This is a genomic window from Gelidibacter japonicus, assembly GCF_010725055.1.
GTDB classification, from domain to species: Bacteria; Bacteroidota; Bacteroidia; order Flavobacteriales; family Flavobacteriaceae; genus Gelidibacter; species Gelidibacter japonicus.
In genome coordinates this window covers 472,729-485,201 of record NZ_BJKB01000001.1, presented here as the reverse complement: position 1 = coordinate 485,201, position 12,473 = coordinate 472,729, and the positions used below count along the sequence as shown (strand labels likewise).

Annotated in this window: 11 protein-coding genes; 7 read left to right on the top strand and 4 right to left on the bottom strand. The window is 34.0% G+C overall.

The window, feature by feature from the left end:
* Position 1: 1 nt before the first annotated feature.
* The 3 genes from G6N06_RS19995 (at position 2) to G6N06_RS01945 (ending at position 4,881) form a co-directional block, all read left to right on the top strand.
* Positions 2-124, top strand: coding sequence for a hypothetical protein (locus tag G6N06_RS19995; RefSeq protein WP_262890094.1), 123 nt, complete (start codon positions 2-4; stop codon positions 122-124).
* A gap of 1,185 nt (positions 125-1,309) precedes the next feature.
* Positions 1,310-1,936, top strand: coding sequence for a hypothetical protein (locus G6N06_RS01950; protein WP_163514357.1), 627 nt, complete (start codon positions 1,310-1,312; stop codon positions 1,934-1,936).
* Between the two features lie 53 nt (positions 1,937-1,989).
* Complete coding sequence (locus G6N06_RS01945) at positions 1,990-4,881, top strand: CHAT domain-containing protein (RefSeq protein WP_163514356.1); 2,892 nt, start codon at positions 1,990-1,992, stop codon at positions 4,879-4,881.
* Positions 4,882-5,074: 193 nt separating this feature from the next.
* Here G6N06_RS01945 and G6N06_RS01940 read toward each other — a convergent pair whose 3' ends face one another.
* Together G6N06_RS01940 and G6N06_RS01935 are read right to left on the bottom strand one after the other, a co-directional pair.
* Positions 5,075-5,791: a tetratricopeptide repeat protein gene (locus G6N06_RS01940; RefSeq protein ID WP_163514355.1), complete on the bottom strand. Its 717-nt coding sequence runs from the start codon at positions 5,789-5,791 to the stop codon at positions 5,075-5,077.
* Complete coding sequence (locus G6N06_RS01935) at positions 5,784-6,341, bottom strand: RNA polymerase sigma factor (RefSeq protein WP_163514354.1); 558 nt, start codon at positions 6,339-6,341, stop codon at positions 5,784-5,786. Before G6N06_RS01935 ends, G6N06_RS01940 begins: the two co-directional genes overlap by 8 nt.
* 295 nt (positions 6,342-6,636) lie before the next feature.
* On the opposite strand from G6N06_RS01935, the gene G6N06_RS01930 reads away from it, so the two are divergent.
* The 4 genes from G6N06_RS01930 to G6N06_RS01915 all read left to right on the top strand — a co-directional run bounded on the left by G6N06_RS01930 (position 6,637) and on the right by G6N06_RS01915 (position 11,138).
* The gene (locus G6N06_RS01930; protein ID WP_163514353.1) at positions 6,637-6,885 is read left to right on the top strand and encodes a hypothetical protein; all 249 of its coding nucleotides are present in this window, start codon (positions 6,637-6,639) and stop codon (positions 6,883-6,885) included.
* A 62-nt stretch (positions 6,886-6,947) separates the two neighbouring features.
* On the top strand, positions 6,948-7,661 hold the full coding sequence (locus G6N06_RS01925) for a hypothetical protein (RefSeq protein ID WP_163514352.1): 714 nt from the start codon (positions 6,948-6,950) through the stop codon (positions 7,659-7,661).
* Positions 7,662-7,873: 212 nt separating this feature from the next.
* On the top strand, positions 7,874-7,984 hold the full coding sequence (locus G6N06_RS20100) for a DUF4260 family protein (RefSeq protein WP_163514351.1): 111 nt from the start codon (positions 7,874-7,876) through the stop codon (positions 7,982-7,984).
* A 91-nt stretch (positions 7,985-8,075) separates the two neighbouring features.
* A complete protein-coding gene (locus G6N06_RS01915; RefSeq protein WP_163514350.1) occupies positions 8,076-11,138 on the top strand; it encodes a CHAT domain-containing protein in 3,063 nt (1,020 codons plus the stop codon).
* On the opposite strand, the gene G6N06_RS01910 is transcribed toward G6N06_RS01915, so the two are convergent.
* Together G6N06_RS01910 and G6N06_RS01905 are read right to left on the bottom strand one after the other, a co-directional pair.
* Positions 11,115-11,846 carry a tetratricopeptide repeat protein gene (locus G6N06_RS01910; RefSeq protein ID WP_163514349.1) on the bottom strand — a complete coding sequence of 244 codons (732 nt, stop codon included), beginning with the start codon at positions 11,844-11,846 and terminating at the stop codon, positions 11,115-11,117. The genes G6N06_RS01915 and G6N06_RS01910 overlap by 24 nt on opposite strands.
* Positions 11,843-12,394, bottom strand: a complete 552-nt coding sequence (locus G6N06_RS01905) for an RNA polymerase sigma factor (protein WP_163514348.1) — start codon at positions 12,392-12,394, stop codon at positions 11,843-11,845. The genes G6N06_RS01910 and G6N06_RS01905 overlap by 4 nt, the downstream gene beginning before the upstream one ends.
* Positions 12,395-12,473: the final 79 nt, after the last annotated feature.

The window sequence follows — 12,473 nt, the reverse complement described above, 5'->3', positions numbered from 1 at the left end:
TATGAAAGCAAGTTTAAAATTGGAAAAATGGCTAATATTTGGATTGGCCATTTGTGGTCTTTACAGAAAATTAATGGGAATTGGACTTGAAGACAGTCGGGTGAATCCGTATTTCATGAGTTAATTATTTAAATATAAGTGGTTTAAACAAACTCATGATGCAATGCCGTGTTTTTATTTTTCAATCTGTATTTTGTGTATCTTTTAGTTGTAGAACATTTGACCAAACAATACGCTGAATTGAAAAAACTTAAATCTGACTTCACAATAAACGAAATTGGAAAATTCCGATTTTATAGCGGAATTGCAATCGGAATCGGATTCAGCATAGTGTTTAATATTCTATTTCGGGTAATTTTAAAGATGTGTAATGTTGGAGAAGTTATCGCGGACTTAAGCTGGTCGAACTACTATAGTTATGAATTTTCTATTTATTATCTGACTTTAATTGGTTTTGCATCCGTTGGATTTTCATTTTGTTTTACAACCTATTTGTGGATGAGCAAACCTTTTGCGTCCATCAGGAAAAAAACTATAAGATTAAGAATGGCTCAAATTAATCCAATTTGGATTTTATTCGGAACATTACTTTTTCTTTTGCGGATGTTTTGGATTTTTGCTGGAGTGGATTTGACAATTGAAAAGGACTTCGTTTATTTGGGATTTATGATTCCGATTTTTATTTATGTGTATTGTTGGAATTTAATTTCAGATATTTATAAAAGTAAAGAACCGTTTTTTATGACTTCGCTGATTATTATAATTCTCGGATTCATATTAAGCGGAATTTAGAGATTGAAATAAAAACAATTGACAGCAATGTGCATCAGCAACCAGCCCGAAAGAATCCTTCTGACAGGTGCCACTGCTCGAGTACGAAACGTTATCTCAAAACGATTTATCAAAAAGATAGCTTAATACTTCTTGCCGATTCGTTAATCGAAATGGGTTCATATAAGCAAACTATTGCACGGTTACAGAACAAACTTAAAAATTCGTAATAATGCTTCAATCATTTGAGATAGCTGAAGAATAAGGTTTTAGCTTCTGACTTTTATAAGTAAGAAATACTACCAACTATACAGTTTTTTCTACAAACTGTACATTGTTCTATCATTTATATCCCTTTCTGATATAAATTTAATTCGAAATGAAAACTAAAAACTCATGTAAAGAACATGCTCAAAGCTTTAATCTTCCAAGGGAATGATCAGTAGCCCTTTGTACACCCAGAAAATGATTCTTAAGAAGAAAAATGTTAACATTTTTGGAAGCAGAAAGACTAATGAGAAATAAATCTTTATAAAAAATGAAAAACATAACTGTCATCCCGTTAGTACTTAGTCTATTCATGATTTTTACTTGTACGTCACAAGATGAAATGGATGTCCCTGAGATGGGGGTATCCGAATTGAAATCGAATAGAAGCACACAAGAAGCAAATGAGTATTTGTATGAACGCGAAATACACTATCTCAGTACTGTTAGCAAAATCAATACCTTGAAAAAAGAAAAAGAGGATATTTTAATTGCCATTGAAAAAGGTGACAAATCTGCGGTCGAAAAGTTAGAAAGGATTCAAAAGGAGGAACGAAGGCTAAATGGATTTATGGAGTTTTTATTAAAATTACCCGACATGCCAATCAAGTTTCCTCCTAAAGGTTGTCTGGATGTTTCCAATTGTGATCCAAAAAGAGATCTGTCAAATATTGCGGGAATAATCCTTGAAGATAGTTTTAAGGAATTCCACATGGAAATCGCAGATTTTAAAAACAATAGCATGGACACAAAAACCGAAACAATAAAAAATGACGAAGGTCAGATGGTCGTGCTATTTGAAACCAGGTTAGAAGGGAGTGGCCATTTACAAATCAGTTCGAACATCGGAAAATTAGGAAAGATTACATCAGAAATTCCGATATCCATTTCTAAATAAAAATAAACTAAATTTACGTATATTGAAGCTCTCTGTTACATGAGAGCTTTTTTATGAAATACAGTGTTTTATTCCTCATTTTAATCGTTTTTTCTATTCAGAAAGTCGCTTCCCAAAACACTGAAATAGAGATTGAAAACGCATTTAACAAAGCCGTTAAAAATCATTATACAAATAAAGATAGTGCTTATTTCTATTATGAAAAAACAATTCGACTGGCCGATAAAAGCAATGATTTAACCTACATTTTTAATGGTTTTCTTTACTTGATCAATGCAAATGGATATTATCTAGATTTAGAAAATTATAAAAAAAATATCGAACGTGAAGAAAGGTTTATTTTAGAAGATAAACGGATAGCTAATTTTCCTGAGATAGAAACCTATAAAGACTATTTACTATTTGATAGAGGGAATTATCACTACAAGCTCAAACAATATGCAAATTCAAAAACATATTTTCAAAAGTTATATGACAAGATAGATGCTATCCCCGTGGAACAACGTACTGCTATGGATTTAGCAATGATGTCAAGTTTATATAGCTTTTTAGGACTTATCTATCACCATACTAATAAGTACGAATTGGCCTCCTATTCTTTTAAAAGGGATATTGCACACTTAACTAAATATAAAGACAGTATTGCAGAATGGGAGTCGGATGTCAATAATTCGAAGAAGTTGCTTGCCCAAGTGTATACTGCAACCAAGAACTTCAATGATGCCAATCGTCTCTCAGAAGAAGTGTTGGCTTTTTATAAAAAGAAACAACATAATCCTCGATTTAAAAATAATATTTTATCGTCGTTTTTATTGATTGCCAAGAACTACAGCGAGCAGGGTAGGTATGACTTGGCACTGCAAAAATTGGACGAAGTAACGGGATATAAATACGAAGAAAATCCCTATGCAAGTGAATTCGACCTGGTTTATGGAGATAGTTATTTAGGACTGAAAAATTATGAAAAAGCATCCGCTTATTATAACAATAGCCTTGATAAAGCCTTAAAAAAACACAATAACAAAAAACACCAAGACGTTGCTGCCGCCTATGCCAGGTTGGGCAAACTCTATATCTCACAGCGTAACATCAACAAGGGTTTACAGTATTACCAATTGGCTTTGATGCAATTTGACAACGAGTTTAATTCTAAAGATTTAGAATCCAACCCCAATCCTTTGAAAGTAGATTACAAAACTGCATTCATCAAAATTTTAAGAGAGAAATTAGAAGCCTTAAATACCGCCCATGACCAAGCAAAAGAGGTCAACTATCTAAAAATGGCCCATAATACTTCAAAAACCATCATTGTTACCTTAGATGTATTGCGACCAGAATTTGAAAGCAAGTTAGACAAGCAGTTTTTGATCAATGAGACCTATCCCTCGTTTCAAACAGCCGTTTCAGTAGCTTATATACTATATGAGACAACTAAGGATCCTATCTATATTGATGATGCTTTTCACTTTATGGAAAAGAGCAAAAGCATTTCGCTGTTAGAAGCACATCGCAATGCTGAAGCAACAAAATACGGAAACGTGCCCGATGAAGTTCTCGTAAAAGGGCATGAATTCAGAGCCTCTATTTCGTACTTTGAACAGCAGATTTTCAATGCTTCCCCCGATGAGATCCCATCACTGTCGGATTCATTAAGCACTATAAAAAACAATTACTACAATTATATTGGAAAAATAGAAAAGGACTATGCTACTTATTATGCTATGAAATATAACCCTGATGTATCTTCACTTAAGGAGGTGCAACAGCAGTTAGGGCACAATCAGGCGCTTTTTAGCTATTTGAGCGCTGATAAGCATTTATTCTTAATAGTGATAGATGGGCAGAAAAAAGGATTTTTAAAACTTTTATTTAATGATGAAATTAAGACGTCCGTAAAAAATCTATATAGAAAAAGTTCTAAACTTGATATTAGCGATAATTCAATTTACGAGGATAGCTATACTATTTATAAAACTATTTTAGAACCGGGCTTGCTCAAAACCCATGCTTCAGATTTGATAATTTTGCCAGACGATGTGTTATACTATATACCATTTGATGCCGTACAAACTTCAAACAGTGATAAAGCCTCATTTTTAATTCACACACATGCTGTGAGTTATGCCAATTCAGCCACGCTATATCAAAAACAACAAGACGTCAAAAAGGTAAAAAGCAATCGTTTATTGGTATTTGCTCCCACGTTTAAGGACAACCGAAATATTGAACAAGAAAGAGCTGATATGGGGCCACTCTTGTATAATACGATAGAAGCAGAAAACATTGCCCAATATTTTAATTCGAAGGTTTTTAAGAGCAATGAAGCCACCATTTCTAATTTAGAAAATGAAGTTCATTCCTATAATTTACTTCATTTCGCAACACATGCTTCAGCAAATGATGAATACCCAGACTATTCTTATCTGGCATTTTCAAAGGACAGCTCCAATTCGAACTTGCTTTATGTTAAAGACATCTATAATTACACGTTTAATGCAGATATGGCCACGTTGAGTGCTTGCGAAACAGGCTTCGGACAACTTCAGAAAGGCGAAGGTATGTTGAGTTTGGCAAGGGCATTTAATTATGCCGGCGTACCGTCTATTGTGACTACCTTATGGAAAATCAGTGATCAGAGCACCTCAGATATTATGCATGATTTTTATAAAAATTTAAGTGAAGGTCTCGATAAAAAAGAAGCGCTAAGACAAGCTAAAATTAAGTATTTGACTGTAAATGCTGACGATGTGTTGTTGCAGCATCCTTATTATTGGTCGGGTATAATTATTACTGGTAATACATCACCGCTAACATCAACCAATCATGTATTATGGGCAATCGTTGGAATTGTCGGACTAATTATAATCTTATTATTGGTTAAAAAACTACTCAAAAGAAAAGATGCCACGGACCCGTTTGCCGGAGGAGGTAGGTCCACTAATTAATAATATATTGTAGGCTGTAAAAAAAGATCAACACTAATTTTTTTAGATAAAACTATAGATTTTATTCGTGATAATTAAATTTCCCCTAACCAGTTTCATTCGAGAATTAGTGGCAAAAAAAGCTAAACCCATGTCCTGACTTACAGGTTGTGCCAATATAATTTTTTAACGTCGTGTTTAATTCCATAAGGTATCAGTCAAACTCTTTTAATAATTTTTTTGCTTCTTTGCTATTGAATTTTTCCTCTGTAATTACTTGTTGCAATAACTTTTTTGCATTTGCTTTATCTTCGAGTTTTAAATAAGCCAATGCCATATACCACGGTGTTTTATCGGTTAAGCTGTCTTTTGTTTTAAGATGTTCTTTTAATAAAGGTAAGGCCTCATAGGCCCTGTCTAACTTTAATAATGCATTTGCTTTATAGAATAAGTAATAAGGCTCTTTAGTGGAAGTATATAAATTTGTAAATAACCTTACTGCCTCGTCATAATTTCCTTTTTCATAAGCCGTAAAAGCCATTGTTTTTTCATTTTGCTCTGTTGTTCCTCGCTCTATAGGCTCAATAACGTTTCTGTAAGGTTCGAAGTAATTGTTAAAGAGCTCATTAGTATTGGCGGTATTGTTAACATTAAAAAAATAGGATAAACCTAATAATAAAACGATGCTTGCCGCGGCCAACCATTTTGTATTAAATAGTCTTCTTTTTTGAGGTTTTTTAGTTTCGAAACCAGTTACTAATTCTCTAAATGCAATATCGTCTTCGTGTTGAGCGACTTTCTTTATATTAATATGAAATTCCACCTCTTTTTTAAAGGCGTCATCACTTGATAACAAGGTGTCAAATTCGAGCTGTTCGGCTGACGAAAGCCTATTTTGAATATACTTTTCTATTAACTCGTCTTTATTCATTACTTTGGGATTTAATCATTTCCTTCAAGCTTTTTAAACATCTTGACTTTTGACTTCTGACTACACTTCCGTTTGTATAACCTGTAAATTCAACAATGTCGTCGATAGTTAGTCCTCTATAATAGAATAAGGTTAACAATTCTCTGCATTTTTTTCCTAATTTGTTAAAATGGGTTCTCAATAGTTGTTGTTCTATGGTAAGTTCTTCGTTTTCGAATTCTACAGCCACTGGTTCAATATGAGCATATTTTGATACAGTATCTGTGTTTAACGTCGTGGTTTTCTTTTTCTCTTTTAATAAATCATAAATCATGAATTTTCCGATACCAAATAGATAGGTTTTTAAGGAGCTTTTTACATTGGCTAATTTGCCATTGATGGCATGTTTTCTTAAGGCAATAAAAGCTTCTTGGTAGATGTCAATAAGATCGTCATAGTCTAAGCCGTACTTCATTCCAAAGTTCAAAAAAGCATCTTTATGGGTCGTGTAGAGTTCTTGGATCTCTTTAGGCTTTCCATGGATAAAAGATTTAATGTGTTTTTCTTCCATTTAGTATGTAATAATGAAACCTAAGATAAATAATATAAAAATACTTAGAAACTAATGTTAACCTTTAAATTCTATAACCTACTAAAGGTGAATGCAGAAAATAGAACATTATGAACTTTTCTAAAAAATCAAAGCCTGATTAACTTTAGCGTCGAAAACCACTACCGATAGTGGTTTCGTCATTAAAAATTTAAACAACAAATTAAGTTATGTCATGGCCATAATGCTATATAAACATTGAAAGTTCACTATACGCTTTGAAAACTTAAATATTAAAACTAAAAATCGATAGATAATGAAAACCATATTAAAACTCAGTACATTTTTTCTACTAATTTGTTTCTCATCTTCGTGCAGTAAAGAGGATGACAATCAAGACATACCTGAAGCAGTAACCCATGTATATGCGGTGGGACATGAGTACAATGGCGTAAATCGTACAGCTAAAATGTGGAAAAACGGGGTAGCCACTCCATTAACCGATGGAACATATAATGCTGAAGCTAAAGCCATTTATGTTTTAGAACAGATGTTTATATATTAATTATTGAAGAAACTGAAACGTCACTTGTTCCCATATTATGGAAAAATGGTGTAAAAAGTGTATTGTCTCAAGGAACTAATAGCAGTTATGCAGAATCACTTTTTGTAGTTAACAATGATGTGTTTGTTGCAGGAATTGAAGTAAGAAACAATAAATATCACGCCGTACTATGGAAAAACGGTATTAAAACTTCCCTTACGGATGGTACAAATCAGTCTGGAGCAATCTCGGTGTTTGTGGCTAATGGCGATGTGTATGTTGCGGGATATGAGATTATAAACAACAGTGAATATGCTGTTTTATGGAAGAACAATGTGAAATTAACTCTAAACGATGCGGTTAATTCAGATGCATCATCCGTGTTTGTTTCTGGAAATGATGTATATGTTGCGGGCAATGATCACAGTGGTGCAAATAAAGCTCGGATTTGGAAAAATGGGGTCCCTGTTTATTTATCCAACGGATCAAATGATGTGGTAGCAACCTCCGTTTTTGTGTCAGGCAAGGATGTTTATGCATTTGGTCAAGAATATAGAAAAGATAGTAGAATTATAAAAATGTGGAAAAACGGGACAGAAACTTCAATAAGTGATGAAAACGAATTTTCATATATTAATTCCAGTTTTGTTTTAGGAAACGATGTGTATGTGGGAGGAAATAAAAATAATGAACCCTATCCATCGAACGCAAGAATATGGAAAAACGGTGTACCAATCAATTTAACAGATGGCACCGATGATGCGAACGTAAACGGTGTTTTCGTCACAAAAAATTAAAAACAGTCATGTGGTGCCAGGAAGATGTACTCTAATTCTAACATCAGATAATGCTTTAGGGACAGTTGTGAACAATGAATTTGGAACCTTAGACGAACCATCAAATCCCTTAAGAAATTATATAAGAAAACGATAAATTTTATTGAAATACGTCATGTTTTTGATCCTAAAGTAATGGCTTTCTTGGCGCATTTTGCGGGTATTTAGAAATTGTGCAGATTACCGGAACCATCGTGTTTTCTCGCTCAGCTATCGAAAGGATTTCTGGCTATGGACTGGAATACGACACTTCATTTAATGACACATATTTGGGGATTTTATAGAAAATTGACGAAAACTGAATTTGAAAAATAGTAAGATAAATCTGTAATTCATTGAGTTAATTGTTTAAATTTAAGAAGTTTAAACAGACTTATGATGAGATGTCTTGTTTTCGTTTTCCTGTCTATATTTTGGCTGTCTTTTGGATATTCCCAAAGCATTTATCGCAAAGATGCCCTAACCATTCTTGCGGATTCCCTAACCAAGGAAGGTTCTTATAAAAAGGCCATTTCGGTTAGAAAACAAGCGTTAAAACAATATCATAATTCGTCAAAGGATTACAGAGCCTACCTTAACGCAAAGTACCATCACGCCAAATCCTGCGACTACGAATTTGATAGCTACAACTATTACAGACCAGACAAGATAATCACTCAAAAAGTGCAGCAACAATATTTGGACAGTGCGCTTCAATCGGCTTTGAAAGCCAAGGATCTATTAGATGGAATGGAGCGTCCAGATCGAATTTTTCAACATCAAATTCAGAGTAGGGTCTATCATCAAACGGCTTATTTAGGCAATTGGAAACACGCTTTGGAGCAAGCAAAATTGGGTTATGAGTTTTTGAAGGATACGCTAACAAGCTCTGACAAAAATTTTGTGGATCTGATTTATGATATTGGGTACATATACGGACAATTGGGAGATTATTCAAAATCAGTTGAAAATTATCAGATCTCATTAGATTTATATAGGAACAGTATTGGTGAAGAAAATCACGATGTTGCTCTTGCCTATAATAATATTTCCGTTCAGTACAGGAAATTGGGCCTAAGAAAAAGGGAATTGGAGTCGCTATTGAAAGCGCAGAGTATTTGGGAAAATCTCAACGATGAAAGCCTTGAAAAATTTCTACATGTATGCTATGGGAATTTGTTCTTTTGGTATTCCTATTATGGCGATTTTGAAAAAGCCGAAGCCTATATTTTAAAGAAAAATGAGTTAAGAACACGGGCTAAAAATAGAGGAACGAATTCCTTTTTCAGAAACAAGGAGGAAGTTTATAAGAGCCAATTGTCCGAATGGTATGATTTGATGTTGCATTATTCCAGAAAAAAGGATACCGCCAAATCCCTTTCGTATATAGACCATATTTTAAGGACCATTGATTCTGATAAGAAACTTCACAGTTTTGAAACCAACATTTTGAGTTCTACATTAAAGTTTTATGCATCTTTTCTTGATGATGAGAAGCCTGAAGAAGCGCTGAGGGTTATGGATAGGGCCATTGACATCCAACAGCAATATCAAGATGTGTACTATACCAAGCCTCATGAATATTTGTTGTACAAAATTAGATTGTTGTTAAAAGTTCAAAAACAATCTGAAGCTCAGTTATTATTGGAAGAATTGAATGGTTTAAATGAAATAAACGAAATCAATTCCAAATTTGAACTGGCCATTTTAAACGCTGAAACAGCACGGGCATTAAATGATAATGAGAAAGCAAAAGCATATTTTGACGATGCCTATACTCTTTTGAACGATTCCGATGATGAGGTAGAATATGTGGGAACTTCAGGTTCAGGAGCATTGGTTTCTTTCGAAATCATTGAAGGCTTCTTGACTATGGGCGATTTTTATCTTCAACTTTATGAAAGAGAAAACACTAAGGAATATCTGACAAGGGCCAGCCATCGCTATTTTTTTGCAGCAAAAATTTTCAATCAATTGTATTTGGGTCAACGCTATAATGAACGTCTGTTTACAATTTTTGATGATATCAATGAACGTTTGGTAGAAGTGGGACTGATGCAGGAATCAAAACCTATATTATTGTCCAAAATTATAAACACCATTGAAAATAACGGTTCCAAATTGACCCTGTCAAAATTTATGTTTAACAATCAACGTCAGGATATTATTGTTTCTGAACATTTTATAACTATTGAAGATGATATAAAAGCAGAACTTAATTTTTATCAGAGGGCGGTGTTGAAGGTTGATGGCAATTCTGAAGAAAAACTAGCACTGTGGAAGAGAAAAATCTACGAACTGAAAAATGATTTGGTCAAAATTCAGGACTCCATTAAACATGAGAATAAAACCTATTATGATTTAAATGTCAAAAATTTCGAAATTGCTCCGTTGCAAAACGCCTTGAAAAACGATGAATTGATTTTAAAGTATCTTCTTACAGATAAGCACCTGCATACCTTTTTGATTTCTAATAAGGGCATTGAGTTATTGTCGCCACAGGACAAAACCAAGACTCTAAATACCTTAAAAATCTGCTTGGACATTTTAAAGCAAAGAAAACCAGATTATGAGATGTCATTTAATACGATGCGTGATTTATTGTTCAATGCCATCGACTTTAAATCCTATAATAGATTAATTATAATTCCAGACGGTGCCTTGAATTATTTTCCGTTCGAATCGCTTCTGTTGGATGATGAAATGCCTTCAGTCAGTTATGCCTCCTCGTTGTCTTTGTTTCAAGAGCAAAAAAACACCAATTCAAATTTTGAACCTATTCAGGTCGGTGCATTTTCTGCATCCAATAGTAAAAGCAAACTGCCAAAGGCGTCAGATGAGGTGATGGCTATTTTTAAAATATTTGATGGAAAGAGTTATATCAATGCATCAAAAAAAGAGTTTCTTGAAAGTGTTGAGGGTTTTAATATCCTGCATTTAGCCATGCACTCCAATATACATGAATCGCATCCAGAGTTTTCGTCCTTGAACTTTTATGGTGAGACCAATAATCAATTGTTTATTTCGGAACTTTATAATGAAAGTTTAGATGCCGATTTGGCGGTATTGAGCGCTTGCGACACGGGCAGCGGTTTTTATGAAAATGGCGAAGGCGTGATTAGCCTATCGCGTGCCTTCAGTTATGCAGGTGTTCCGAGTACGGTGGTCAGTTTGTGGAAAGTAGATGATGAAGCCACCGCAAAAATCATGATGTATTTTTACGAACATTTAAAATTGGGCGAGACCAAAGATGAAGCACTTAAAAATGCTAAATTGGATTATTTGAAACATACCGACGACGATTTGTTGAAACATCCGTATTACTGGTCGGGATTTGTACTTTCAGGCAATACAGATGCACTTGTTGAAAAACAAAATTACTGGATTTACCTTTCTGTTTTACCGATGCTTGCTTTGGGATTATTCAGAAAAAGGTTATTTAAGTTTTTTAAGAAGTGATTTGGCCTCAGTTTTTTTGAATTTTTCTTCAGAATCAATATAGATCGTGAGTTCTTGTTTTGCTTTATCAAGTTGGTCGGACTTTACATAAGCCAATGCCAAATACCAATGCGTTCTGTTGGTCAAAGCGTCAGAATAGGTGAGGTGGGTCTTGAAAACTTCAATGGCTTCCGTCACTTTGTCCATAGCCAAGAGAGCATTGCCTTCATAAAGCAATAACTCCGAATTTCCCGTTTGTTCAAAAGCTTTTTGAAAAAGCGAGGTGGCCTGTTGATAATCGGCTTCACTATAGGCAATAAACGCCCTGTTTGTAAGGTGTTCATCTTTTTCTGAACGTACAATCGGAGCGCTCACATTTTTCGAAGGTTCAAAATAAGAACTGAATAAGCTGTCATTATTGATGTCTTTGTTCATGAAAAGACTAATGCTTATAGTGATGATGAAGATTGCAGCTATGGCTGAGAAAGGTTTTATCCACTTGGAGTTAAGAAATACCTTCTTTGGCGAAATCTCAGTTTCATAAGTTGCCAATTGATTTCTAAAAAGGGCATCATCTTCGGTTTCAGAAACCCGTTGCACATTTTTCAGAAAATCGACCTCTTGTTTAAAAGCATCATCAGTTTCATAAAGTTTTTTAAATTCCAGAAGCTCTGCTTCTGTCAGGTCATTAGAAAACTTTTTTTCTATTAGTGTTTCATTAATTGTCATCTTGGGGATGTTTTGATCAGGTTTTTCAGTGTTTTAAGGCAACGCGATTTTTGACTTCGTACTACCGCTTCACTTTCATAACCGTATTGTTTTGCTATTTCCTCATTGGTTAGTCCTCTATAAAAGCTCAATGTTAACATTTGCTGGCAACTTTTTCCTAATTGTTTGAAATAATGCCTCAATAGCCTTTGCTGTTCTGTCAGTTCATTAGTGATGTCAACACTGATACTTTCGTAATCTGAATCAGAATTATGGAGATTTCCATTGTAGTGACTCATAGAAGCATCAGCTTTATGCTTATTAAAAATCAAATATTTTCCAATTCCAAAGAGATAGGTTTTAAAACTGCAGTTGACCTCATTTAGCTTCCCTGAGATGGCATGTTTTCTCATGGCTAAAAACGCCTCTTGATAAATGTCAGCACTATCATTTTCTGAGATGCGATATGTTCTTGAAAAACCAAAAAATTCAGCTCTATGTCGCCCATAAAGTTCTCTGACAATCTTGTCGTTATTATCTTTTAAAGCATCCACGTAATTGTGCTCCATATAATTTTGAAGATTTTACTAAGAAAATGTTAACAATAGGTTTTTTCTCACCACTAAAGATAAATCATTCTAAATCAAA